This is a genomic window from Streptomyces sp. CB02009 (assembly GCF_001905825.1).
Taxonomy (GTDB): domain Bacteria; phylum Actinomycetota; class Actinomycetes; order Streptomycetales; family Streptomycetaceae; genus Streptomyces.
Genome location: NZ_LIVV01000003.1, coordinates 17,122 through 39,931 on the forward strand (window position 1 = coordinate 17,122; position 22,810 = coordinate 39,931).

Sequence of the window (22,810 nt, forward strand, 5' to 3'; positions counted from 1 at the left end):
GTACGACTGGGCCGTGTGCGCCGGGTTTGCCTCCGGTGCGCCCTCCCGCAGGGTGATCCTGCCGGTCTAGCGTCGACGGCAGGAGGCGGCCATGGTACGGCGACGGGTGCCGCCGGCGACGCTCGCGCTGGTCGCGATCGGGCTGGCGGCCGGAGGGCTCTGGTGGTGGGCGGTGCTGCGCCTGCTCCTGGTGCCGGGGGAGACCGGCGCGGTCGAGGGGGCGGTGGCCGCGGGAGGCTGGGGGCTGAGCCTGCTGCCGGTGCACGTGGCCGCCTCGTCGGGACGGCCGGGCGCCCTCGCCCGGCGGATCACCAGGGCATCGCGACGCCGCCGTTGGGGCGCAGGATCTGGCCTGTCGTGAACGCGGACGCGTCGGAGGCGAGGTGCAGGACGGCGTGCGCGATGTCCTCCGCCTCCCCGACCCTGCCCAGCGGTGAACGGCGGATCATCGCGGCCTCCGCCTGCTCCTGGGCGGCCGGCTCGTGCCGGTCCGTCATGGGGGTGCGGATCCAGCCCGGGGCGACGGCGTTGACCCGGATGCCGTGCCGGCCCGCCTCCGTCGCCAGCGTCTTCGTCAGCTGGACGACGGCCGCCTTGGTGACGCTGTAGCAGAGCAGGCCGGGGCCGGCGGTGTCCATCGCGCCCGAGGCCATCGTGATGATCGAGCCGGGGACGCCGGCCGCGATCATCGAGCGGGCCGCCTCCTGGCAGGCGTAGAGCACGCCCTTGAAATTGACGGCGAGGACGCGGTCCAGGTCCTCGTCGCGGGTCTCCAGGACCGAGCTCGTGTGCATGATCCCGGCGATGGCCGCCATGACGTGGAGGGGGCCGGCCGCGCGGACGGCGGCGGCGACGGCGGCGCGGTCGGTGACGTCCAGGGGGTGCGCGTGCGCGGTGCCGCCCGCCCGGGCGACGAGGGTCACCGTCTCCTTGAGGCCGGGCTCGTCGCGGTCCGCGCAGTGCACGGCGGCACCCGCCTGGGCCAGGAGGACGGCGGTGGCGCGGCCGATGCCGCTCGCGGCCCCGGTGACGAAGGCCGTGCGATGGGTGAGGTCGTAGGCGCGGAGGGGCGTCGTCATGGTCGGACCGTACGACTGGATCTGACGGACCGTCAATTGGTGGGTTCGGCTGGATCTGCTGGAGCGGTTGGTTGTGGTGGATCTGCTTGCCGTGGTGGATGTGGTTGTTCTGCCGGTTCTGGTGCCGGAGGGGTGTCGGTGGGGCCGCGCTGGCAGCCGGGGCACCAGTACGTGACGCGGTCGCCCAGCTCCGCCTTGCGGATCGGGGCCCCGCAGCGGAGGCAGGGACGCCCCGCGCGGCCGTAGACGTGCAGCGGGGTGCCCGGGCGGCGGGTGGTCGTGGTGCGGCGGTCGGGGCGCTCCTTGTTCGCGTCCAGGAGGCGGTGGGCGGTCGCGACCAGGCGGGCGGGGACGTCGGTGTCGAGGTCCCCGACCGGGAGCCAGGGCGTCACACCGGCCAGGAAGGCCAGCTCCGACTTGTACACGTTGCCGATGCCGGCCAGGTTCCGCTGGTCGAGCAGGGCCTCGCCGAGTGTGCGGGTGGGGTCCGCCGTCAGCCGCCGGGTCGCCTCCCCTGCGGCCGTCGCCCCCCAGTCGGGGCCCAGCAGATCCGGGCCCAGATGGCCCACCACGTCCGGCTCGTCCGCGGTGCGGATCAGCTCCAGCACGGGGAGCCGGTAGCCGTACGCGGTGTGGTCGGCGTTTCCGAGGATCGCCCGGATCTGGTGCTCCGGGCCGCCGTGCGGGCGCGCCCCGGTGGCGTACACGCGCCAGGCGCCGTCCATCCGCAGGTGGGAGTGGAGAGTGAGGCCGCCCTCGATGCGGGCGAGGAGGTGCTTGCCGCGAGGGGTGACGTCGAGGAGCGTCCGGCCGGTCAGGTCGGCGGTGGCGAAACGGGGGACTCGGAGGTCCGCGCGGGTCAGCGGCCGGCCTGCCAGGGCGGTGTGGAGGCGGTGGGCGGTCTGCCAGACGGTGTCTCCTTCGGGCACGGTTCCATGATGCCGGGTGGGCGGGTTGGGTGGGGGGTGCCGGTGCCGGTGCCGGTGCCGATGCCGGTGCCGTGCCGAGGTCGGGTGCTGGTGCTGGTGCTGGTGCTGGGCGCCGTGCCGTGGCCGGGTGCCGGCGCGCGCGTCAGGTCGGGGGCGGGTGCGGGTGAGCCGTTTACGCGCGGAGGCGGAGGCCTCTCGGGGTAGCGACGAAGCCCGCCTTCTCCAGGGGGGCCGCCAGGGGGGACGTCAGGGACGTGGCGCCGTTGACGCGCTCCACCGTGACCGTGCCCAGGGTGCCCGACTTCGCGGAGGTCGCCAGGGCTTCCGCCGCTGCCTTCAGGGACGGGTCGTCCGGGTCCGTCGGCCAGCACAGGAGCGTCTTGCCTCCGCGCTCCATGTACAGCGTGAGCTCGCCGTCGACCAGGACCACCAGGGCGCCCGCCTTGCGCCCCGGCTTGTGGCCGGCGCCGGTCGGGGGCTCGGGCCAGGACAGGGCCGCTCCGTAGGCGTTCGCCGGGTCGGCCGCCGCGAGGACCAGCGCGCGCGGGCCCGCCGCCGCCTCCGCGCCGCGGTCGCGGGCTGTCGACGCGGCCCGGAGGCGGTCCACCGCCCCGTCCATCGCGAACTGGGCCGCGCCGAGCCCCTCGACGACATAGCCGCGCCGGGCCTGCCCGCTGTCCTCGAAGGCCGCCAGGATCCGGTACGTGGCGGAGAAGCCGCCCTCCACCCCCTCGGCCGCCACCGCGCCGCGGGTGACCACGCCGTGCCGGTCGAGGAGGGTGCGGGCGAGGGCGTGCGCCCGGTGGGTCGGTTCCGGCTCCGGAGGGGGGAGCAGGGACCAGCGCCCGGAGACCGTGGGCGGGCCGGTGCGGGAGGCTGTGCGGGCGGCCGCGGTCAGCGTGCCGTACCGGCCGCGCGGGACCGTGCGGCGCGCGCGGTGCGCGGTGGAGCCGGCCGTACGGCCCGAGCCGAGGAGCGCGCGCAGCGGGGCCAGGGTGTCGTTGGTCAGGCGGCCGGACCAGGCCAGGTCCCAGAGGGCGTCCGCCAGCTGCGGGTCGGTGGCGTCCGGGTGGGTGGTGGCCCGGATCTGGTCGGCGATCTGCCGGAAGAACAGGCCGTACCCGCCGGAGAGGGCCGTCAGCACCGACTCGTGCAGCGCGGACAGCTCCAGGGGGTGCGGCTGCGGAAGGAGCAGCGGTGCCGCGTCCGCCAGGTACAGCGAGACCCAGCCGTCCTTGCCGGGCAGCGCGCCGGCGCCCGCCCAGACGACCTCGCCGGTGGTCGTCAGCTCGTCCAGGAGCGCGGGGGAGTAGTCGCGGACCCGGGACGGCAGGATCAGCTTCTCCAGGGCGGAGGCGGGCACGGGTGCGCCCTGGAGCTGCTCGATGGCGCGGGCGAGGCCGTCGATGCCTCGGAGGCTGTTGCTGCCCAGGTGCTGCCATTGCGGCAGGAAGGTGGCGAGCGCCGCCGGGGGAACCGGCTCCAGCTCATGGCGCAGCGCGGCGAGGGAGCGGCGGCGCAGTCGGCGCAGGACGGTGGCGTCGCACCACTCCTGGCCGATGCCGGAGGGGTGGAACTCGCCCTGGACGACGCGGCCCGAGGCGGCGAGCCGCTGGAGGGCGCCGTCGGTGACGGCCGCGCCGAGACCGAAGCGGGCGGCGGCCTGGGACGAGGTGAAGGGGCCGTGCGTCCGCGCGTACCGCGCGAGGAGGTCGCCCAGCGGGTCCTTCACCGGCTCGGTGAAGGCCTCCGGTACGCCGACGGGCAGGGCCGTGCCCAGGGCGTCCCGCAGCCGGCCGGCGTCCTCGACGGCCGCCCAGTGCTCCCGGCCGCCTATCCGCACCTGGATCGCCCGGCGCGCCGCCCCGAGCTCGGGCGCCCAGCCCGCCTCGGCGCCGCGCTCGGCCAGCTCGGCGTCGGTCAGCGGGCCCAGCACGCGCAGCAGGTCGGCGACGCCCTCCTCGTCCTTGACGCGGCGGTCGTCCGCCAGCCACTGGAGCTCCCGCTCCAGCTCCGTCAGGACGTCGGGGTCGAGCAGCTCGCGCAGCTCCGCCTGACCGAGCAGCTCGGCGAGCAGCCGGGAGTCCAGGGAGAGCGCGGCCGCCCGCCGCTCGGCGAGCGGGGAGTCGCCCTCGTACAGGAACTGCGCCACGTACCCGAAGAGGAGTGAGCGGGCGAACGGGGACGGTTCGGGGGTGGTGACCTCGACCAGGCGGACCCGGCGGGCCTCGATGTCCCCCATCAGCTCCGTCAGACCGGGGAGGTCGAAGACGTCCTGGAGGCACTCGCGGACGGCTTCGAGGACGATCGGGAACGAGCCGAACTCGCTCGCCACCTGGAGGAGCTGGGCGGCGCGCTGGCGCTGCTGCCAGAGCGGGGTGCGCTTGCCGGGGTTGCGCTTGGGCAGCAGCAGGGCGCGCGCGGCGCACTCGCGGAACCGGGACGCGAACAGCGCGGAGCCGCCGACCTGGTCGGTGACGATCTGACCGATCTCGCCCTTGTCGAACAGGGCGTCGGCCGCGCCGACGGGCGCCTTGTCGGCGTCGAACGCCGTGTCGAGGTGCCGTCCGGGGTCGACCGGTTCGTGGTCGAGGAGGTCCAGGCCCATGTCCAGGCCCATCAGGTCGGCGTCCGGGAGGCGCAGCACGATCCCGTCGTCCGCGTGCATCACCTGCGCGTCCATGCCGTACCGCTCGGTGAGCCGCGCGCCGAGCGCCAGCGCCCACGGGGCGTGCACCTGGGCGCCGAACGGCGAGTGGATGACGACCCGCCAGTCGCCGAGCTCGTCCCGGAAGCGCTCGACCAGGATCGTCCGGTCGTCGGGCACGTGGCCGCAGGCCTCGCGCTGCTCCTTGAGATACGCCAGGACGTTGTCCGCGGCCCAGGCGTCCAGGCCGGCGGCGAACAGCCGCAGCCGCCCGTCCTCCTCCGACAGGGCGCCGACCTCGCGGAGGAACGCGCCCACCGCCCGGCCCAGTTCGAGCGGCCGGCCCAGCTGGTCGCCCTTCCAGAAGGGCAGCCTGCCCGGCACCCCGGGCGCCGGTGTGACGAGCACCCGGTCCCGGGTGATGTCCTCGATCCGCCACGACGTGGTGCCGAGGGTGAACACGTCGCCGACCCGGGACTCGTACACCATCTCCTCGTCGAGCTCGCCGACCCTGCCCCCGCCCTTCTTGGGGTCGGAGCCGACGAGGAACACTCCGAAGAGGCCCCGGTCGGGGATCGTGCCGCCCGAGGTGACGGCGAGCCGCTGCGCGCCCGGCCGTCCCGTGACCGTGCCCGCGACCCGGTCCCAGACCACGCGCGGGCGCAGCTCGGCGAAGGCGTCCGACGGATAGCGGCCGGCGAGCATGTCGAGGACGCCCGTGAACGCCGACTCGGGCAGCGAGGCGAACGGCGCCGCCCGGCGCACCAGGGCGAGCAGGTCGTCCACCTGCCAGGTGTCGAGCGCGACGACGGCCACCAGCTGCTGGGCCAGGACGTCCAGCGGGTTGGCGGGGATCCGCAGGGACTCGATCGCGCCCGCGCGCATCCGCTCGGTGACCACGGCCGCCTGCACGAGGTCGCCGCGGTACTTGGGGAAGACCACACCCGTCGACACGGCGCCGACCTGGTGTCCTGCGCGGCCCACGCGCTGGAGCCCGGAGGCCACCGAGGGCGGCGACTCGACCTGCACGACCAGGTCGACCGCGCCCATGTCGATGCCCAGCTCCAGGCTGGACGTGGCCACCACGGCGGGCAGCCGGCCCGCCTTGAGGTCTTCCTCCACCTGGGCCCGCTGCTCCTTCGACACCGAGCCGTGGTGGGCGCGGGCGAGCAGCGGCGGGGCGCCCTGGGCGGCGCCGGACTGGGCCATGATCTCGGCCGGCGGAGACCCCTCGGGCAGGGGTTCGCCGGTGGCCCGCTCGTACGCGATCTCGTTCAGCCGGTTGCACAGGCGCTCGGCGAGCCGGCGGGAGTTGGCGAACACGATCGTGGACCGGTGGGCCTGGACGAGGTCGGCGATCCGCTCCTCGACCTGCGGCCAGATCGACGGCTTGTCGCCGCCGTCCTTCCCCTCGGAGGCGGGGGAGCCCCCCAGCTCGCCCATGTCCTCGACGGGGACGACGACGGAGAGGTCGAACTCCTTGCCCGAACGCGGCTGCACGATCTCCACGGCACGCCCTGGCGACAGGTACCGGGCCACCTCGTCCACCGGGCGGACCGTGGCCGACAGGCCGATCCGGCGCGCGGGGCGCGGCAGCAGCTCGTCGAGGCGCTCCAGGGAGAGGGCCAGGTGCGCGCCGCGCTTGGTGCCCGCGACCGCGTGGACCTCGTCGAGGATGACCGTCTCCACCCCCGCGAGGGCCTCGCGGGCGGCGGAGGTCAGCATCAGGAACAGCGACTCGGGTGTGGTGATCAGGATGTCCGGCGGGCGGGTCGCGAGCGACCGGCGCTCGGCCGGCGGGGTGTCGCCGGAGCGGATGCCGACCCGGATGTCCGGCTCGGGAATCCCGAGCCGCACCGACTCCTGCCGGATTCCGGTCAGCGGCGACCGCAGGTTCCGCTCGACGTCCACGGCGAGGGCCTTGAGCGGCGACACGTACAGCACACGGCAGCGCTTCTTCGGCTCGGCCGGCGCCGGAGCGGAGGCGAGCCGGTCGAGGGAGGCGAGGAAGGCGGCCAGGGTCTTGCCGGAGCCGGTCGGAGCGACGACGAGCACGTCGGAACCCGCCCCGATGGCGGTCCAGGCGCCCTCCTGCGCCGCCGTGGGCGCGGTGAAGGCCCCGGTGAACCAGCTGCGGGTCGCGGGGGAGAACGAGTCGAGCGCGGACCTGACCATGCCCCCCATCGTGCACCCCGGCACTGACAACCGCTCGGACCTGGGGATATCCGGACCGGGATGTCCGCACGCACCGCGGCGGGTCCCCCGGGCCTGCCGCAGAATGGAGACATGGCGAGCGGGGAGCGGGCACGGTACTGGCAGTACTCCGAGCTGCCCGGGGTCGACCTGCTGCACGCCCACTACATCCACAAGGCCTTCGCCCGGCACACCCACGAGACCTTCGTCTTCGCCGCGATCACCGAGGGCGTCGAGGCCTTCCACTACCGCGACGACCTCGTCCACGCGGGCCCCGGACAGATCGCCCTGGTGAACCCCGACACCCCGCACACCGGGCACGCGGGCGTGCCCGAGGGCTGGACGTACCGGACGATCTACCCCGACGCGGAGATCGTGCGGGCCATCGCCGCCGACACCCTCGCCCTGCGCGGCTCCGTCGGCTTCACCTCACCCGTCGTGGACGACCCGTACGCCGCCCGGCTCATCGTCGGCGTCCACCGGGCCGCCGAGGAGGGCAACGCCCTCGCGGCCGACAGCCTGCTCCGGCTGGTCACCGCCCGGATGCTGCGCAGCCACGGCGGGATCGTCGCCCCGCTCCCGCCCCGCTCGGCCGGCGCCCGGAACGCGGCACGCGCGCGTGCCGTCCTGGAGGACCGCATGACCGAGCCGCCGACCCTGGAGCGGCTCGCCACGGACCTCGGCACCAGCCCCTTCGCCCTCCTCCGGGCCTTCCGGGACGCGTACGGCATGCCGCCGCACACCTGGCTGACCGACGCGCGCGTACGCCGGGCCAGACAGCTGCTCGACACGGGGACGCCGCCGGCGGAGGCGGCCGCGGCCGTCGGCTTCACCGACCAGTCGCACCTCCACCGGCACTTCACCCGCAGCGTCGGGGTGCCGCCGGGGGCGTACCAGCGCGCAAGAACGTACAAGACCGGGCCGCCGGAGCTGCCGTAGCGTCCCTGACGTGGCAGAACAGACAGCACCTCCCGTCATACGCGACGGCGCACCGACCAAACCCGACGCGGCCGTCGTCCGCGACGCCCTCGGGGTCGGCGTCGCCGTCGGGCTCTCCGGCTTCGCCTTCGGCGTCACCTCGGCGGGCTCCGGACTCAGCGTCCTGCAGACCTGTGTCCTCAGCCTGCTCGTCTTCACCGGCGCCTCGCAGTTCGCCCTGGTCGGAGCGCTCGCCGCGGGCGGCAACCCCTTCACGGCAGCCGCCGGGGCCTTCTTCCTCGGCACCAGGAACGCCTTCTACGGGCTGCGGCTCTCCCAGCTGCTCGCCGTGCCGAAGGCCGTCAGGCCGTTCGCCGCGCACTGGGTGATCGACGAGACCACGGCCGTCTCCCTCGCGCAGCCGACCCGCCGGGCCGCCCGCATCGGCTTCACCGTCACCGGACTCACGCTCTACGTCCTGTGGAACGCCACCACCCTCCTCGGGGCGCTCGGCGCCGAGGCCATCGGCGACACCGCGGCCTGGGGGCTCGACGCGGCCGGACCGGCCGTCTTCCTGGCCCTGCTCGCGCCCATGCTGAAGTCCGCGACCGAGCGGGCCACCGCCGCCATCGCCGTCCTGCTGGGCCTCGGGCTGCTGCCCGTGCTGCCCGCCGGCGTCCCGGTCCTCGCGGCCGCCCTCGCCGCGCCCCTGGTGCTCTGGTTCCAGGGCCGCCGGATGGGCCCCGCCGGACGAGAGAAGGACTCCCGATGAACGTCTGGATCGCGATCGCCCTGACCGCCGCCGGGTGCTACCTGGTGAAGCTGGTGGGCCTGCTCGTACCCGCCGGAGCCCTGGAGCGCCCGCTCGTCCAGCGGCTCGCCGCCCTGCTCCCCGTGGCGCTGCTCGCCGCCCTCACCGCGCAGCAGACGTTCGGCGCGGGCGGCACCGTCGTCCTGGACGCCCGCGCCGCCGGCCTCGCGGCGGCGGCGGTCGCCCTCGTCCTGCGCGCGCCGTTCCTGGTCGTGGTGGGCGCGGCCGTCGCCGTGACGGCGGGTGTGCGGGCGCTCGGCTGGTGACCTCGGGCGGGAGCGGCTCCGGCCGGGGGCACGCCCCGGCCGGGGCGTGCCCGGCACCTGAAGGGCCTGCCCGCCGCGGCCCGTGCCCGGAGCCTGAGGGGCCTGCCCGCCGCCGCCCGCGCTCGGCGTCCGAGAGGCCTGCCCGCCGCGCGCGGCCCGTGCCTGCCCGCCTCCCGAGGTCATTCGATCGGGCGGCCGTGGGCGCGGAGCGTGCGGAGGGCTTCGACCGTGATCATCGGTCGGCATTCCAGCGCCGTGCCGGGGGCCCAGGTGCGCCAGCGGATCGGCCAGCCGCCGTCCTCCTGCTGGTCGGCCGCGAGCCGGTCGAGCGAGCGGGTCATCTCCGCCTCCGTGAACCAGCGGGTCGCCAGCGAGTCCGGCACGCGCGCGTAGTCGTGCGGGAAATGCAGCTCCCCCGGCGCGTACCCGTCCGCCACCGGGTAGTCCTCCTCCCGGTCCGGGTCCAGGACGGCGAGCCGCTGCTCCCGGACCATCCGGCCGAGGCGGTCGGCGGCGGCCTCCGCACGCGCGCGGTCCGGGGCCCCGTCGAGGAAGGCGACGGCCGCCTGCACCTCGTACGGATGGGACTTCTCCAGGGACTCCACCGCCGACCAGCAGAACTCCGTCGCCCGGAAGAGCCACGCGTGCCAGACCTGGTTGCGGTGCAGCACCCCGACCACCGGGCCGGTCGTGAGCAGCGCGCTCGGCGGTGAGTCGACGACCGGGACGAACGGTGCGGAGGGGTAGCCGCGCTGCGACGGGTGGATCGCCGGCAGCGCGCCCTCGTGGGTGGACACGTCCGTGAGGTAGCGGCAGATCCGCTCCACGCGCAGCCCGCCGCAGCGGCCGATGGAGTCCAGCACCCGCAGCGCGTGCGCGGTGTGCAGGGGCTGGCTGACCGGCCCGCGGAGATCGGGTTCGAGCGCGTGGCCGTAGCCGCCGTCGTCGTTGAGGTACGCCGCGAGGGCCGTCTCCACCTGATCCGCGCCACCGCGCAGGAAGTGGTAGGCGAACCGGCGCTGTTCCAGGACGCGGGCCGTCAGCCAGACGAAGTGCTCGGCGCGGGCCAAGGGGGTCGCTGACGGGGAGGAGAGTGGTTTTTCGGCCATGCTCCGAACCGTAGGGCGGAAAGTCGCGGTGACAAGGGCTACGGAGCGGTCTGCACTCTTGGGAGCGTGATACTGGGGTCATGCGGTTGACGATTTTCTGGGAACGGATGGCGGACCACTTCGGTGCGTCGTACGCCGAGTCCTTCGCGCGTGACCACGTGATGGCCGAGCTCGGGGGCCGGACGGTGCACGAGGCGCTGGATTCCGGCTGGGAGGCCAAGGACGTGTGGCGGGCCGTCTGCGCGGCCGTCGACGTACCCGCCGACAAGCGCTGACGGCGGCGGTCACCGCGGGTCACCGAGGGGGATGTGGGGGGTCCGGGGTGGAATGTCCGCGCGGTGCGCGAGACTGGCGGGGTGGCTCCTCCGACTGACGACATCGACGGCTCCGATGGCACCGACAGCACCGATAGCACTGACGTCTCCGACAGCTCTGACGGCTCTGACAGCACCGACCTGACCGCATCGACGGATCCGACCGCCCCGAGTGGGTCGGACGGACCGGCCGGATCCGCCGGCCCCGTCGAGGCGGCGGGTGGCAGAGGCGGTGACGGCGGCCCCGCGGCCGTGTCCGTCGCCGGGGCGGCCCGGATGCCGCGGTGGCTGCCGCGGGCGATCGTCCTGGCCCTCGCGCTCTACTCCGTGTTCCTCCTCGGCAGCTGGGCCTTCCACCAGCTGGTCGGCCTCCTCGTCAACATCCTGCTCGCCTTCTTCCTCGCCCTCGCCATCGAACCGGCGGTCGGGCGCATGGCGGCGCGCGGGATGCGCCGGGGGCTCGCCACCTTCCTCGTGTCCTTCGCCGTCCTGATCTTCAGCATCGGCTTCGTCGTCCTCCTGGGGTCGATGCTCGCCGGCCAGATCGTGGACATGGTCGAGAACTTCCCCCAGTACCTCGACTCGCTGATCAACTGGATCAACCAGACCTTCCACACGGACCTGTCGCGGGTCGAGGTGCAGGACAGCGTCCTGAGCTCCGACTGGCTGCAGAAGTACGTCCAGAACAGCGCGTCGGGCGTCCTCGACGTCTCCGCCACCGTCCTCGGCGGCCTGTTCCGGCTGCTGACGATCTTCCTGTTCGCGTTCTACTTCGCTGCCGACGGGCCCCGGCTGCGGCGCGCGCTCTGCTCCGTCCTGCCGCCCGCCCGGCAGACCGAGGTGCTGCGGGCCTGGGAGATCGCGGTCGACAAGACCGGCGGCTACCTGTACTCGCGCGGACTCATGGCCCTCATCTCCGGTGTCGCGCACTTCGTGCTCTTCGAGATCCTCGGGGTGCCGTACGCGCCCGCGCTCGCGGTGTGGGTCGGCCTGGTCTCGCAGTTCATCCCGACCATCGGCACGTATCTGGCGGGCGCGCTGCCGATGCTGATCGCCTTCACCGTGAACCCCTGGTACGCGCTGTGGGTGCTCGGTTTCGTCGTGGTGTACCAGCAGTTCGAGAACTACCTGCTCCAGCCGAAGCTCACGTCGAAGACGGTGGACATCCATCCGGCGGTGGCCTTCGGTTCGGTCATCGCGGGGACGGCGCTGCTCGGCGTCGTCGGCGCGCTGATCGCCATCCCGGCCGTGGCCACCCTCCAGGCCTTCCTCGGCGCCTATGTGAAGCGGTACGACGTGACGGACGACCCGCGCGTCCACGGTCACCGGCGGTACGGGGAGGCCGTGGTCGCCCGGTTGCAGAAGGCCCTTCACCACAAGAAGGAGAAGGAGAGGGCGGCCGCCGAGGATTCTTCGGCCGAGTAGTCCGGGCGGGAGCGGTCCGGGCGGGAGTAGCCAGGGCCTGGGTTCCGGGAGCGAGCGGCTCGGGCCCGGGCGTCAGGGCCCGGGGACTCCTGAACCCGCGCCTCAGAGGTACGACGGCCCGGTGACCCGGTGCCGGAAGGTGTGCCAGATCCACGCCTGGACCGCCACGAGCAGGGGCGTCACGACCAGCAGGGCGGGCACGAGCAGGGCGAGCGTGACGGGGGACGCCGCCCGGTCGGTCAGCGGCAGCGCGGTGCCCGCCCAGAGCGGCAGCCCGCCCATCAGGACCGCGGTGAGCGCGAAGGACTGCCAGGGGCGCCCGGCGCGTCCGACGAGCCTGCGGGCCCGCTCGTACGGCAGTCCCGTGAGCCGGAGGGTGACGAAACCGAGCCCGTGCGCGGCGAACAGCGCGGCCACGGCGAGCGCGGTGAGCAGGGCCGTCGCGCCGGTCGCGGGTGTGTAGGGGCGCCCGGTGAGCAGGGCCGCGAGCAGCCACCCCCAGGACAGGGCGACGGTCCAGCTCCCGCAGGTCACCGCCGTGTCGCAGCCGGCTCGCCAGCGCGGCCCCGGACCGCGGCCGCGGGACCAGAGGCCCGCGTCGCGGACGATCCAGCCGGTCAGCAGCGCCACGAAGACCGGGAACTGGCCGCTCAGGAGCTCGCCTTCGAGGGTGGGGAAACAGCCGACGAGGACGCCGGCGGTGGCCACCAGCCAGACCTCGTTGCCCAGGAAGAACGGGGCGAAGGAGGCGAGGACCAGCCGCCGCTCGCGGTCGCTCCGGCCGAGCCAGGGCATGAGCATGCCGGTGCCGATGTCCGCTCCCGCGAGGACGAACCAGCCCGCCGCGAAGAAGGCGAGCAGGGCGATGGCCAGGGTCTCCACGGGGCTCCTCGGGCTTTCCTGGGGGCGGGACGGGGTGAGGTCAGTGAGGTGAGGTGAGGTGAGAGGAAGGGAGGGGAAGTGAGGGGAAGGGGGATGCGGACGGTTCAGTAGCGGGGGGCCGGGAGGTTGTCGGCCGGGTCGGGGGTTCCGCCTGCGCCGCCGTTCCCGCCCGCGCCGCCGTTCCCGCCTGCGCCGCCGTTCCCGCCCCGCTCTCCGTCCCCGCCCCCGGTGGGCCGTTCGTCGTGGCCGAGGCCGGCGTCGACCGGGCCCCGGCGGGCGTGGCGGGTGAGGAGCCAGGCGTTGAGGGCGGCGAGCAGGACGAAGACCGTGGTGAAGACGGCGAGGGAGAGGCGCATCGTGCCGGGGGAGAGGTCCGAGACCGCGTCCTCCGTCCTCAGCAGTCCGTAGACGACCCAGGGCTGCCGTCCGGACTCCCGGAACACCCAGCCGCTGAGCATCGCGATGTACGGCAGGGGGACCGCCGCCATCAGGACGAGATGCCACGGGCGGAACCGGAAGACGGCCTTCCTGAAGGCGGCCAGGACCACCCCGGCGAAGCACAGGTACATCATCAGCGCGAAGCAGATCAGCATCACCAGCGCGCCGCCCCGGGTCCACGCCTCCGACGGCACGTAGTCACCGGGCCCGAAACGTTCCGTCAGCTCTGCCTGGACCCGCGCGATCTCGGCGGTCTTCCCCTTGAACACGGCGGACTTCATCGGCTGGAAGGCGTCGAGGACGGCCAACTGCACCCCGCCGAACACGGCGGTCACCATCAGCGCGGGCGCCGAGAGGAACACCCCGATCCGCAGGCTGCGGCCGAAGAACTCCCACTCCGGGGTGCGACGGAACAGGTGGTACGCGCTCACCCCGGCCATGAAGAACCCCGCGGTGAGCAGCGCGCCCGCCACGACGTGACCGAAGGCGAGCAGCGCGGAGGGGTTGGTCAGCACCGCGACCGGGTCGTCGAGGACGAGCTCGCCGTTCTCGGAGCCGTACCCCACGGGGTGGTTGAGGAAGCCGTTGGAGACGAGGATCCAGTACGCCGAGACGTAGGCGGTCAGGACGACGATCCAGATCGCCGCCAGGTGGGCCCAGCGGTTGAGCCGGTTCCAGCCGAAGATCCACAGGCCGAGGAAGGTCGACTCGACGAAGAACGCCACGATCGTCTCGACGGCGAGCGAGGCCCCGAGGATGTTGCCCGCCTCGTGGGTGAGCCCGCTCCACGCCATGCCGAACTGGAACTCCATCACCAGACCGGTGACGATGCCGACCGCGTAGTTGATCACGTACAGCTGGCCCCAGAACCGCACCATGCGCGCGTCCAGCGGCTTCCGGCTGAACGTGGCCCGTGTCTGGAGCACGGCCACGACCGTCGCGAGCCCCAGGGTGAGGGCGACGAAGAGGAAGTGGCCGCCCGCCGTGAGGGCGAACTGCAGCCGCGCGAGATCGAGTACGTCCTGGTTCACCCGATCAGCGTCGGCGTACGGTCAGGGGCCCGGCGTCACCCCCGGGTGGACAGTGGCCGTACCCCGGTGGTTGTGCCCGCCCACGCGCGCGTACCCCCTGAGTTGTGCCGGGCGGTTCCCGCCGGCGAGGCTCGGGGTGCCGCGGCCGAGCCGGCCGGCCCTCCGTCAGGCAAGCCAGCCCGGCGTGATCATCCCCGACTCGTACGCCAGGATCACCAGCTGCGCGCGGTCCCGGACGGCCAGCTTGGTCATGATCCTGCTGACGTGGGTCTTCGCGGTCGCGGGGGACAGGACGAGGCGGCCGGCGATCTCGTCGTTCGAGAGCCCGGCGCCCACCAGACCGAGGACCTCGCGCTCCCGCTCGGTGAGGGCGTTGAGCCGGGGACTCGGATCCGGCTGCCGGTCGGCCCGGCCCGCGAACTCGGCGATCAGACGGCGCGTCACGGCCGGGGCGATCAGGGCGTCGCCGCGCGCCACGACCCGTACCGCGTGCAGCAGCTCCATCGGCTCGGTGTCCTTCACCAGGAAGCCCGACGCGCCCGCGCGGAGCGCCCCGTACACATGGTCGTCCGCGTCGAAGGTGGTCAGGATGACTACCCGTACCCCTTCGAGCCGTTCGTCGGAGGTGATGCGGCGAGTGGCCTCGAGGCCGTCGAGGACCGGCATGCGGATGTCCATCAGGACCACGTCCGGGCGCAGTTCGCGGGCGAGCGCGATCGCCCGCTCCCCGTCCCCGGCCTCCCCGACGACCTGGAGGTCCTCCTCGTCGGAGAGGATCGACCGGAAGCCGGCCCGGACCAGGGTCTGGTCGTCGGCGAGCACGACACGGATCATCGGGGGTCCCTCTCGGACGCGTCGCTGTCGGACGCGGTGGGTGCGGGTGTGGTGGGTCTGAGGTTGGGCTTGGCTGTACCGGGGCCCGCCGCGCCTGGCTCGGTCGTGCCCGGGTCGGTCGAGCCCGGGTCGGTCGAGCCCGGGTCGGTCGTGCCGGGTCGGGAGAGCGGCAGTCGGGCGGCCACCAGGAATCCGCCGTCGTCGCCGTTCCGGGCGGTCAGTTCGCCGCCGAACGCGCGGGCCCGCTCGGCCATGCCCCGGATTCCGCTGCCGAGGGGGCGACCTTCCGGCGCGCCCTCGCCGTCGTCCGCGATACGCAACCGCACCGCGTCCGTGCCCCAGTCGAGGGTGATGCGGACGGTCCTCGCGCCCGCGTGGCGGGTGACGTTCGTCAGTGACTCCTGCACGATCCGGTACGCGGCGAGGTCGACGGGCGGCGGAAGGGGCACGGGCGTGCCCGTGACGTCCGTACGGACATCGAGACCGGCGCTCCGCGCGCGTGCCGCGAGATCGCCAAGGAGCGCGAGACCCGAGGCCGACGGGGCCGTGGGAGTCGGCTCGTCGGCGCCGCGCAGCACCCTGAGGGTGGCCCGCAGCTCGCGCAGCGCGTCCTTGCTGGTGGCCTTCACCGCCTCCAGGGCCTCGGTGGCGGTGGCGAGCCCGGCCTCCGGGGCGGGCCCCTTGCCGAGGCGGTGGAGCGCGGCACCCGACTGGACGTTGATCAGCGAGATGCTGTGGCCGAGCACGTCGTGCACCTCCCGGGCGATCCGCAGCCGCTCCTCGGTGGCACTCTGCCGGGCCCTGGCCTCTTGCTCCCGCTCGGCGGCCAGTGCCCGCTGCTCCACCTCGTGCAGATAGGCGATCCGGGTGCGCTGGGCCCGGCCCACGGCGACGAGGCTGATCAGCCAGCCGGCCAGCATGACGAGCGAGGTGTCGTCGATCTGCCGGTGCCCCGGCCGCTGCCGGATCTCGCCGAGTCCGACCGCGAGGAGGGTGACCGCGGCCAGTGCGACGGCTGCGGCGAAGCGGCCCTCCGCGGCGGTCGTGTACAGCGCCAGCGCGAAGACGATCATCAGCGGGCCGTCCTGGGCGGACAGCGGGTAGTAGACGACGCAGGCCAGCAGGGTGACGACGGAGACGGCGACCGGGTGCAGCCGCCGGAAGTACAGGGCTCCGCACCCGATCAGGATGAGCACCCAGCCGAGCACCGTACGCAGGGCGGGCTCGCTCGCGTACCGCGCGGAGACGAGCGTCCAGACGGCGACGACGAGCAGGACGACACCCGCCACGACGGCATCGGCGGCCCGCGGCGAAAGACGCCCGCCGCCCGGGGAACGGAGGGGGAGGGGCATGCGTCGAAGGATAGGCGGGGGACGGTTCGTGGGGCGGCGGCGGTAGCGGCGGTGTGCGGGCCGGGGGGCTCGGCGGGCGTGGACGGCGTGGACGGCTTGGAGGGCTCGGGGGGGGGCTTCGATGATGTTCGGGTACTCGGACGAGTGGTGGGCGTTGCTGTTCGTTCCTGTGGTGCTGTGGGTGCCGTTCGGGCCCTTCGTCATGGGAGGCATGGGGGTGTGGTGCGCCCGGCGGCCCGGGTGGTGGCCGCGGGTGTGGTCGGTGCTGCTGCCGCTGGTGCCGGTCGCGGTCTCGGCGGTGGCGATCATCCTGCCCGTGGACAGCTGGGACGACCCCCGGCACGGCGAGGACGTGCTCGGTTACCTCCTCGTGTACGTCCTGGGGATCACCGTGCTGCCCTGGCTGCTGGGGTACGGGATCACCCGGGTGGTTCGGGCGGTGCGGAGTCCTAGGCGGTCATGAGGGGGTTGGGCACCGGGAGGTAGTGGGGTGCGGTGCCCTCCGCGCGGAGCCAGCGGGAGAGCAGATTGGCCTTGCCGGGGACGGTGGGGGAGTCGAGCAGAGTCTTGACGTCGGGGAGCGAGGGCAGCCGGCCACCGCGCGCGAACTCGGCGCGGGCCATCGCCCAGAGCGCGGGGGCGGAACCCGGGAAGCGGTGGGCGAGGGCGCCGGCGATCTCGGAGAGGTTGTTGACGAGGAGGCAGTAGACGAGCCTCCGCCAGGCCGCCGTACGGGGCATCTCGGGGATCGTCTTGGCGCCCTCCGCGTCGCGGAACACGGACCGGACGGGGGTGCCGTGGGAGTCCACGGCGATAAGGGTGTTCTGCAGATGGCACTCCACGACGACGCCGAAGCGGGCGAACGCCTCCGGGACCGGCGCCACGACGCACCGCAGGTACGCCGCCCACCAGGGCCGGGGATCGGCGATCTGGTCGAGGGGGTTCCCCGGGAAGCCTCCGCGAGCGCGGCGGTCAGCACGGCGGTCGAGCCGGGGGCCAGATGCCGGTCGAGACCGTCCCGTACGAGGACGGCGCAGGTCTCGAAGAGGCCGTCCACTGTGCGGTAGCCCCGGTCGCTGAGCCAGGACGCCGGGCCGTCCATGGCGGCGAAGGCGGCGGCGACGACGGGGTCGGTGCGGCGGACCTGGAGCAGTTCGTGGCGTCGCATCCGGCGGATGCTTGGCCGACGCGCGACCGCCTGGCCGGCGCCCGGGCTCCTCAGCGGGCGGGTGACTCCCCGACCGACGCCACTTCGGCGTGCTCGGCGTGCTCGCTGTGCTCTGCGGCCTCGGTGGCGCTGTAGGAGGAGGCGAAGGTGAACGCCCGCGGTGACGGGCCGTTCGCCCGCAGGTCCGCCAGCCGCTCCAGGGCCTCGGTGACGCTCGGGACGTGCCCTGCGGGGACCCACCACAGCACCAGGTGCGACTCGACGTGCCGGGCGAACCAATCGCGGCGCCGCCGCATCACCTCCAGGTGCCCGCTGCGGTACGCGAAGTCCCACAGGGCCTCCTGGGTCTCCCAGACCGACAGGTTGACGATGACGTCCTCGCCCGCGGGGCGCAGGGCGGTGGCGTCGGTCGCGCCGTCCTCCACCAGCCGCCACACGAAGCCGGGGGTGCCGTCGGCAGCGGCGTTGACCGGGTCGAGCTGCTCGACGAACGGCGCCAGGCGCGGGTCGTCGAGAGGGTGGAGGAGCGTGGCGACGTTGAGCTGGGCGAGGTGGGCGGCGGCGTGCGGGGATGCGGTCATGGCCTCATCCCAGCATGGCGTCGATTTCTATGTCAATGAATGTTGTTTTTAGAAGTCTCGACCACGACGCAGCACTCGCCCGGCCGGGCGTCCATGCGGGCGCGTACGGCGCCGTCCGCACCCAGGAGGCCCTCCAGGAGTGCGAGGTTCATGCCGCAGACGAGGGGCGGGAAGCGTTCGGCGACGGCATGGAAGGGGCAGTTGCGCATGCGCAGGGTCGGGGTCGCGTTGGCTGCGTCCTCGGCGCGCGCGGCGTCCTCGTCGTGCCCGGGATGGTCGGCGTGCTCGGCGGCTTCCAGGTGCGGCTCGTAGCCGCGTGCCGCCAGCGTCCTCATGGCCTCGTCCAGGTCGCCGCAGGGCGGCGCGGAGTCGCGCAGCTCCTCGCCCCGGCGGCGCGCGGCCGCGAACAGTCCGGCGTCGAGCCCGGCCTGCTCGGCGGCCTCGGCGAGCAGCTCGGCGGCGGTGCGGTAGTCGCGGGCCGGCAGGGACACCGATCGCTCGGCACGCGCCCGCGTGTAGACCTTGGCGGGGCGGCCGGCGCCCGGCCCCGAGCGGCCCGTCAGGCGGCGGCTGCCGCTCTCCAGGAGCCCGGCGCCGGCCAGTTTGTCCAGGTGGTGCGCGGCGAGCGTCCGCGCCACCCCGATGGCCTCGGCGGCCTCGTTGCGCCCGACCTCGCGGCCCTGTGCCACCACGTACTCGTACAGGCGGCGCCGTACCGGGTCCTGCAGCATGGCGATAGCGTCGATGTCCTGCGTGTCCTCCATCCGGTCATTCTAGGAACAACGCGGATTGGAGATAGAAGCCGGACGGAAGGGCGCGCGGGGCGGCTACGACCCCCCGGAGTCGGAGTCGGAGTCGGAGTCGGAGTCGGGTTCGGTGTCGGGGCCGGGGTCTAGATCTGGGGCCGGCTCACGGTCCGCGCCAGATGTTGGCGAAGGCGGTGTTCTCGATGGTCCGCCTCTGGCGTACGGCTTCGAGTTCCATCACCGCGTCGTGGACGACGGCGACCACGGTCGTGACCGCCTCGTCGCCGAGGTCGGACTCTTCGCCGAGGCCGGACTTCTCGTCGGGGCGTCCGCTGTCGATGCCCACGGCTGAGGCGAGGGCTGCCAGGACGGGTTCGTTCTCCTCCCAGCGGTCGGCGGCCCGGCGGGTCGCGGGCGTGTCGGCCGGTTCCACGTGCTCCGGCCCGAAGGGCAGCAGGCCGCTCCGCTTCCGCTTCAGTTCGCCGGCGCCCTCCAGCGCGGTCCGGTACGCGGCCGAGAGCTCGCGGCCCCGGCGCCACAGCCAGTCCTCGACGAGCTCGTACGGCTCCTCGCGGGAGAGCGCCGCCGCGGCCTCGCCGAGGAGCCGGTCGTCCGGCGTCGACGGCTCGCCCGGCACGATGCGGTCGTCGTCCACCGTGACGGCCCCGGCGCCGAGGAGGTCGATCAGCTCGGCTCCCGCGAGTGCGAGCGACAGGTCCCCCTGGCCCACGGAACGCTCCGGCCTCGGGTCCATGGCGATGATGAACAGGTCTTTCGCCGTGGTCATGAAGGCTCCCCTCGGAACATCGACAAAGGTGCGTGCGCCCGCCCTCGTCCGGCCCGGCCCGGCCCTGTCCGGACCGGTCGGGTGCGAGGCGGCTGCCACGATCAGTATCGCCCCCGGCCCGCACCTCCGAAGCCCCGCCGCGGGGAGGGGAGTTCCGCCCGGCGGTCGTCGGGTGAGGGGGCGGGCGGGTCGAGGGCCCGGGCGAACCCGCCGCTCCCCCCACCCGCGACGGGACGGTGGCGAAGGGACCGCCGCCGTGTCGCGACACGGCGGCGTGTCACCCGCGAGTGTGCTTGACACTGAAATCGAACATCCATTCTCATGGAAGCCCGGCCCTTGGAATCTCGGGCTTCCCGCCGAGTTGTCCACAGGCTGGAGGGGACGTCGGGGCCCATTGTCAGTGGCAGGGGTTAGCGTCTTTCACATGAAGCGATCGACTCAAGCAAACCGGGTGGAACCCATGGCAGGAACCGACCGCGAGAAGGCGCTCGACGCCGCGCTCGCACAGATTGAACGCCAATTCGGCAAGGGCGCCGTGATGCGCATGGGCGACCGCACCCAGGAGCCGATCGAGGTGATCCCGACCGGATCGACCGCCCTCGACATCGCCCTCGGTGTCGGCGGCCTGCCGCGCGGCCGTGTCGTGGAGGTCTACGGCCCGGAGTCCTCCGGCAAGACGACCCTGACCCTGCACGCGGTGGCCAACGCGCAGAAGGCCGGCGGCCAGGTGGCGTTCGTGGACGCCGAGCACGCCCTCGACCCCGAGTACGCCAAGAAGCTCGGCGTCGACATCGACAACCTCATCCTGTCCCAGCCGGACAACGGCGAGCAGGCCCTCGAGATCGTCGACATGCTGGTCCGCTCCGGCGCGCTCGACCTGATCGTCATCGACTCCGTCGCCGCGCTCGTCCCGCGCGCGGAGATCGAGGGCGAGATGGGCGACTCCCACGTCGGTCTCCAGGCCCGACTGATGAGCCAGGCGCTCCGGAAGATCACCAGTGCGCTCAACCAGTCCAAGACCACCGCGATCTTCATCAACCAGCTCCGCGAGAAGATCGGCGTCATGTTCGGCTCGCCGGAGACCACGACCGGTGGCCGCGCCCTGAAGTTCTACGCCTCGGTGCGCCTCGACATCCGCCGCATCGAGACCCTCAAGGACGGCACGGACGCGGTCGGCAACCGTACGCGCGTCAAGGTCGTCAAGAACAAGGTCGCGCCCCCCTTCAAGCAGGCCGAGTTCGACATCCTCTACGGCCAGGGCATCAGCCGTGAGGGCGGTCTGATCGACATGGGCGTGGAGCACGGCTTCGTCCGCAAGGCCGGTGCCTGGTACACGTACGAGGGCGACCAGCTCGGCCAGGGCAAGGAGAACGCCCGCAACTTCCTGAAGGACAACCCCGACCTCGCCGACGAGATCGAGAAGAAGATCAAGGAGAAGCTGGGCGTCGGCGTCCGGCCCGAGGCCGCCACGGCCGAGACGGCGACGGACGCGGCCGCCGCCGCGGACACCGCCGGCACGGACGACGCCGCCAAGAGCGTCCCGGCACCCGCGAGCAAGACCGCGAAGGCGACCAAGGCCACCGCGGCCAAGAGCTGAACCAGTGACCGGTCGCACCGAATGGCCGGGTGACAGTCCCGACTCGTCGAGGGCCGAGAAGGAGCTGTCACCCCAGGACCCGGCTGAGCGGGCGCGGGCGATCTGCCTGCGCCTGCTCACCGGGAACCCCCGCACGCGCAAGCAGCTCGCCGACGCACTGCGCAAGCGGGAGATCCCCGACGAGGTGGCCGAGGAGGTCCTCTCCCGCTTCGAGGACGTCGGGCTGATCGACGACGCCGCTTTCGCGGGGGCCTGGGTGGAGTCCCGCCACCACGGCCGGGGGCTCGCCCGCCGGGCCCTCGCCCGCGAGCTGCGGACCAAGGGCGTCGAGCCGGCGCTCATCCAGGAGGCGGTGGAGCAGCTCGACTCCGACCAGGAGGAGGCCACCGCGCGGGAGCTCGTCGCCCGCAAGCTGCGCGCCACCCGCGGTCTCGACCGCGACCGGCGCCTGAGACGGCTCGCCGGGATGCTCGCCCGCAAGGGCTATCCCGAGGGCATGGCCCTCCGCGTCGTCCGCCAGGCGCTGGAGGCCGAGGGCGAGGACACGGACGGGCTCGACGAGTCCTTCTGATCCCCGGGGGAGATCAGAAGGACGCGTCCCGTCCGGGCTCAGCCCGCTGTCGTCGGCAGCAGGACCGGGAGGCCCGCCGCCTTCCAGGCCTGGAAGCCGCCGATCAGATCGGTCGCCCGGTGCAGGCCCAGGCGGCGCAGGGACTCGGCCGCGAGGGAGGAGGCGTAGCCCTCGTTGCAGAGCACCACCACCAGCAGGTCGTGGCCGGTCGCCTCGGGGGCGCGGTGGCTGCCCTGCGGGTCCAGCCGCCATTCGAGTTCGTTGCGCTCCACCACCAGCGCGCCCGGGATCAGACCGTCCCGCTCGCGCAGGGCCGCGTAGCGGGTGTCGACCAGGAGCGCCTCGCCGGCCTCGTACGCCTCGTAGGCGGTACGCGGCTCGATCCGGTCGAGGCCGGACCTGACCTGCTCCAGGAGCTCGTCGATGCCGACGCGGTCGCGGTCGTTGTCGCCGTCGATGTTGCTCACTGCCAGTCCTCCGGGCGTTCGACCTGCTCGAGACGGAGTACCGCTCCCGTCCGGCTGAAGCGGCGGATCAGCGGGAGCGGCGGGTAGTAGGCGTGCACCGAGACGGCGTGGGTGTCGGGCGACTCGTTGAGCACCTCGTGCACATGGTGTCGGCCGAAGGCACGGCCGCTGCCCTCCCCGAGCCGACGGGAGCGGTCGAGGCCGTCGGCCAGTTCCAGGGTCTTCCAGCCGCTCGCCGGCAGCCGGACCGCCAGCGCGTTCTCGGTGAGGGTGCCGCGCGCGGTGGCGAAGGCGCCCAGCGACTCGGCGTGGTCGTGCCAGCCGGTGCCCGTGCCGGGCGGCCAGCCGATGAGCCAGGCCTCGCTGCCGCCGGGGCCTTCGAGGCGTACCCAGGTGCGGCCCTCGGGGTCGAGCGGCAGGGAGTCGACCAGCTCCCGGTCCGCCGCCGTACGGCGGACGAAGTCGAGCAGATCGGCCGCCGTCGGGGCGCCGGAGGGCGGGGCGGCGTGCGCGCCGGAGGAGTCGGCGGAGGCGCCCGCCGAGACGTCGGGGGACGCGTCGGCGGAAGCGCTCAGGGGGCGTGCGGGGGCGGGGTGGGACACGGGTGACCGTCCTGGGTTCGCTGAGAGCGCGCGACGGCAGCACGGCACACGGACGTACCGGGA

At 73.7% G+C, this 22,810-nt stretch carries 23 protein-coding genes; 9 read left to right on the top strand and 14 right to left on the bottom strand.

From position 1 onward, the window contains the following. Nucleotides 1-91 precede the first annotated feature (91 nt). Entirely contained in the window at nt 92-361 is a 270-nt protein-coding gene (locus AMK27_RS13105; protein ID WP_073906164.1) for a hypothetical protein, read from the top strand. Here AMK27_RS13105 and AMK27_RS13110 read toward each other — a convergent pair. The 3 genes from AMK27_RS13110 to AMK27_RS13120 all read right to left on the bottom strand — a co-directional run bounded on the left by AMK27_RS13110 (nt 309) and on the right by AMK27_RS13120 (nt 6,830). Continuing rightward, nucleotides 309-1,079: an SDR family NAD(P)-dependent oxidoreductase gene (locus AMK27_RS13110; RefSeq protein WP_073906166.1), complete on the bottom strand. Its 771-nt coding sequence runs from the start codon at nt 1,077-1,079 to the stop codon at nt 309-311. The two genes, AMK27_RS13105 and AMK27_RS13110, sit on opposite strands and share 53 nt — an antisense overlap. Before the next feature lie 32 nt (nt 1,080-1,111). Then, nucleotides 1,112-2,008 (bottom strand): DNA-formamidopyrimidine glycosylase family protein, encoded by an 897-nt coding sequence (locus tag AMK27_RS13115; protein WP_241847476.1) that lies wholly within the window; start codon nt 2,006-2,008, stop codon nt 1,112-1,114. 172 nt (nt 2,009-2,180) lie between these two features. Beyond that, a complete protein-coding gene (locus AMK27_RS13120; RefSeq protein WP_073906168.1) occupies nt 2,181-6,830 on the bottom strand; it encodes an Lhr family ATP-dependent helicase in 4,650 nt (1,549 codons plus the stop codon). A 111-nt stretch (nt 6,831-6,941) separates the two neighbouring features. On the opposite strand from AMK27_RS13120, the gene AMK27_RS13125 reads away from it, so the two are divergent. From AMK27_RS13125 to AMK27_RS13135, 3 genes are read left to right on the top strand one after another with little or no spacing between them, the layout of a single operon-like run. Continuing rightward, on the top strand, nt 6,942-7,787 hold the full coding sequence (locus tag AMK27_RS13125) for an AraC family transcriptional regulator (RefSeq protein WP_073906170.1): 846 nt from the start codon (nt 6,942-6,944) through the stop codon (nt 7,785-7,787). A 10-nt stretch (nt 7,788-7,797) separates the two neighbouring features. Next, nucleotides 7,798-8,538: an AzlC family ABC transporter permease gene (locus AMK27_RS13130; protein ID WP_073906172.1), complete on the top strand. Its 741-nt coding sequence runs from the start codon at nt 7,798-7,800 to the stop codon at nt 8,536-8,538. Beyond that, on the top strand, nt 8,535-8,843 hold the full coding sequence (locus tag AMK27_RS13135) for an AzlD domain-containing protein (protein WP_073906174.1): 309 nt from the start codon (nt 8,535-8,537) through the stop codon (nt 8,841-8,843). The genes AMK27_RS13130 and AMK27_RS13135 overlap by 4 nt, the downstream gene beginning before the upstream one ends. A 179-nt stretch (nt 8,844-9,022) precedes the next feature. Here AMK27_RS13135 and AMK27_RS13140 read toward each other — a convergent pair whose 3' ends face one another. Then, the gene (locus AMK27_RS13140) at nt 9,023-9,952 is read right to left on the bottom strand and encodes a hypothetical protein (protein WP_073906176.1); all 930 of its coding nucleotides are present in this window, start codon (nt 9,950-9,952) and stop codon (nt 9,023-9,025) included. Between the two features lie 80 nt (nt 9,953-10,032). Between AMK27_RS13140 and AMK27_RS13145 the strand changes: the two genes are divergently transcribed. Both AMK27_RS13145 and AMK27_RS13150 read left to right on the top strand, forming a co-directional pair. Continuing rightward, a complete protein-coding gene (locus tag AMK27_RS13145; RefSeq protein ID WP_073906178.1) occupies nt 10,033-10,227 on the top strand; it encodes a DUF3046 domain-containing protein in 195 nt (64 codons plus the stop codon). Between the two features lie 315 nt (nt 10,228-10,542). After that, a complete protein-coding gene (locus tag AMK27_RS13150; protein ID WP_073907451.1) occupies nt 10,543-11,691 on the top strand; it encodes an AI-2E family transporter in 1,149 nt (382 codons plus the stop codon). 102 nt (nt 11,692-11,793) lie between these two features. Here the strand turns inward: AMK27_RS13150 and AMK27_RS13155 are convergent, their stop codons facing one another. The 4 genes from AMK27_RS13155 to AMK27_RS13170 all read right to left on the bottom strand — a co-directional run bounded on the left by AMK27_RS13155 (nt 11,794) and on the right by AMK27_RS13170 (nt 16,228). After that, nucleotides 11,794-12,573, bottom strand: a complete 780-nt coding sequence (locus AMK27_RS13155; RefSeq protein ID WP_073906180.1) for a cytochrome d ubiquinol oxidase subunit II — start codon at nt 12,571-12,573, stop codon at nt 11,794-11,796. A gap of 104 nt (nt 12,574-12,677) precedes the next feature. Then, nucleotides 12,678-14,042, bottom strand: a complete 1,365-nt coding sequence (locus tag AMK27_RS13160) for a cytochrome ubiquinol oxidase subunit I (protein ID WP_073906182.1) — start codon at nt 14,040-14,042, stop codon at nt 12,678-12,680. 165 nt (nt 14,043-14,207) lie between these two features. Continuing rightward, nucleotides 14,208-14,876 carry a response regulator gene (locus tag AMK27_RS13165; protein ID WP_073906184.1) on the bottom strand — a complete coding sequence of 223 codons (669 nt, stop codon included), beginning with the start codon at nt 14,874-14,876 and terminating at the stop codon, nt 14,208-14,210. Beyond that, a complete protein-coding gene (locus AMK27_RS13170) occupies nt 14,873-16,228 on the bottom strand; it encodes a sensor histidine kinase (RefSeq protein ID WP_241847477.1) in 1,356 nt (451 codons plus the stop codon). Before AMK27_RS13170 ends, AMK27_RS13165 begins: the two co-directional genes overlap by 4 nt. 121 nt (nt 16,229-16,349) lie before the next feature. Here AMK27_RS13170 and AMK27_RS13175 point away from each other — a divergent pair, with 121 nt between their 5' ends. Next, nucleotides 16,350-16,691, top strand: a complete 342-nt coding sequence (locus tag AMK27_RS13175; protein WP_073906186.1) for a hypothetical protein — start codon at nt 16,350-16,352, stop codon at nt 16,689-16,691. On the opposite strand, the gene AMK27_RS44335 is transcribed toward AMK27_RS13175, so the two are convergent. The 4 genes from AMK27_RS44335 to AMK27_RS13195 all read right to left on the bottom strand — a co-directional run bounded on the left by AMK27_RS44335 (nt 16,678) and on the right by AMK27_RS13195 (nt 19,510). Further along, on the bottom strand, nt 16,678-17,112 hold the full coding sequence (locus tag AMK27_RS44335) for a ferric iron reductase (protein WP_338014307.1): 435 nt from the start codon (nt 17,110-17,112) through the stop codon (nt 16,678-16,680). The genes AMK27_RS13175 and AMK27_RS44335 overlap by 14 nt on opposite strands. A 334-nt stretch (nt 17,113-17,446) precedes the next feature. Then, on the bottom strand, nt 17,447-17,977 hold the full coding sequence (locus AMK27_RS13185) for a DUF3291 domain-containing protein (protein WP_073906188.1): 531 nt from the start codon (nt 17,975-17,977) through the stop codon (nt 17,447-17,449). A 32-nt stretch (nt 17,978-18,009) separates the two neighbouring features. After that, the gene (locus AMK27_RS13190; protein ID WP_073906190.1) at nt 18,010-18,741 is read right to left on the bottom strand and encodes a helix-turn-helix transcriptional regulator; all 732 of its coding nucleotides are present in this window, start codon (nt 18,739-18,741) and stop codon (nt 18,010-18,012) included. Nucleotides 18,742-18,886: 145 nt separating this feature from the next. Beyond that, on the bottom strand, nt 18,887-19,510 hold the full coding sequence (locus AMK27_RS13195) for a GOLPH3/VPS74 family protein (RefSeq protein WP_073906192.1): 624 nt from the start codon (nt 19,508-19,510) through the stop codon (nt 18,887-18,889). 460 nt (nt 19,511-19,970) lie between these two features. On the opposite strand from AMK27_RS13195, the gene recA reads away from it, so the two are divergent. After that, nucleotides 19,971-21,107, top strand: coding sequence for a recombinase RecA (recA, locus tag AMK27_RS13200; RefSeq protein ID WP_198955861.1), 1,137 nt, complete (start codon nt 19,971-19,973; stop codon nt 21,105-21,107). Nucleotides 21,108-21,111: 4 nt separating this feature from the next. Beyond that, the gene (gene recX / locus AMK27_RS13205; RefSeq protein ID WP_030325669.1) at nt 21,112-21,678 is read left to right on the top strand and encodes a recombination regulator RecX; all 567 of its coding nucleotides are present in this window, start codon (nt 21,112-21,114) and stop codon (nt 21,676-21,678) included. A 38-nt stretch (nt 21,679-21,716) separates the two neighbouring features. Here recX and AMK27_RS13210 read toward each other — a convergent pair whose 3' ends face one another. Both AMK27_RS13210 and AMK27_RS13215 read right to left on the bottom strand, forming a co-directional pair. After that, nucleotides 21,717-22,145, bottom strand: coding sequence for a rhodanese-like domain-containing protein (locus AMK27_RS13210; RefSeq protein ID WP_079188415.1), 429 nt, complete (start codon nt 22,143-22,145; stop codon nt 21,717-21,719). Next, entirely contained in the window at nt 22,142-22,747 is a 606-nt protein-coding gene (locus AMK27_RS13215) for a cysteine dioxygenase (protein ID WP_079188416.1), read from the bottom strand. The genes AMK27_RS13210 and AMK27_RS13215 overlap by 4 nt, the downstream gene beginning before the upstream one ends. Nucleotides 22,748-22,810: the final 63 nt, after the last annotated feature.

What these genes read in the sequence shown, in the direction of transcription:
- AMK27_RS13105 (WP_073906164.1), top strand. Translation starts at nt 92, where the DNA reads ATGGTACGGCGACGGGTGCCGCCGGCGACGCTCGCGCTGGTCGCGATC.
- AMK27_RS13110 (WP_073906166.1), bottom strand. Translation starts at nt 1,079, where the DNA reads ATGACGACGCCCCTCCGCGCCTACGACCTCACCCATCGCACGGCCTTC.
- AMK27_RS13120 (WP_073906168.1), bottom strand. Translation starts at nt 6,830, where the DNA reads ATGGTCAGGTCCGCGCTCGACTCGTTCTCCCCCGCGACCCGCAGCTGG.
- AMK27_RS13125 (WP_073906170.1), top strand. Translation starts at nt 6,942, where the DNA reads ATGGCGAGCGGGGAGCGGGCACGGTACTGGCAGTACTCCGAGCTGCCC.
- AMK27_RS13135 (WP_073906174.1), top strand. Translation starts at nt 8,535, where the DNA reads ATGAACGTCTGGATCGCGATCGCCCTGACCGCCGCCGGGTGCTACCTG.
- AMK27_RS13140 (WP_073906176.1), bottom strand. Translation starts at nt 9,952, where the DNA reads ATGGCCGAAAAACCACTCTCCTCCCCGTCAGCGACCCCCTTGGCCCGC.
- AMK27_RS13145 (WP_073906178.1), top strand. Translation starts at nt 10,033, where the DNA reads ATGCGGTTGACGATTTTCTGGGAACGGATGGCGGACCACTTCGGTGCG.
- AMK27_RS13150 (WP_073907451.1), top strand. Translation starts at nt 10,543, where the DNA reads ATGCCGCGGTGGCTGCCGCGGGCGATCGTCCTGGCCCTCGCGCTCTAC.
- AMK27_RS13165 (WP_073906184.1), bottom strand. Translation starts at nt 14,876, where the DNA reads ATGATCCGTGTCGTGCTCGCCGACGACCAGACCCTGGTCCGGGCCGGC.
- AMK27_RS13170 (WP_241847477.1), bottom strand. Translation starts at nt 16,228, where the DNA reads ATGCCCCTCCCCCTCCGTTCCCCGGGCGGCGGGCGTCTTTCGCCGCGG.
- AMK27_RS13175 (WP_073906186.1), top strand. Translation starts at nt 16,350, where the DNA reads ATGATGTTCGGGTACTCGGACGAGTGGTGGGCGTTGCTGTTCGTTCCT.
- AMK27_RS13185 (WP_073906188.1), bottom strand. Translation starts at nt 17,977, where the DNA reads ATGACCGCATCCCCGCACGCCGCCGCCCACCTCGCCCAGCTCAACGTC.
- AMK27_RS13190 (WP_073906190.1), bottom strand. Translation starts at nt 18,741, where the DNA reads ATGGAGGACACGCAGGACATCGACGCTATCGCCATGCTGCAGGACCCG.
- AMK27_RS13195 (WP_073906192.1), bottom strand. Translation starts at nt 19,510, where the DNA reads ATGACCACGGCGAAAGACCTGTTCATCATCGCCATGGACCCGAGGCCG.
- recA (WP_198955861.1), top strand. Translation starts at nt 19,971, where the DNA reads ATGGCAGGAACCGACCGCGAGAAGGCGCTCGACGCCGCGCTCGCACAG.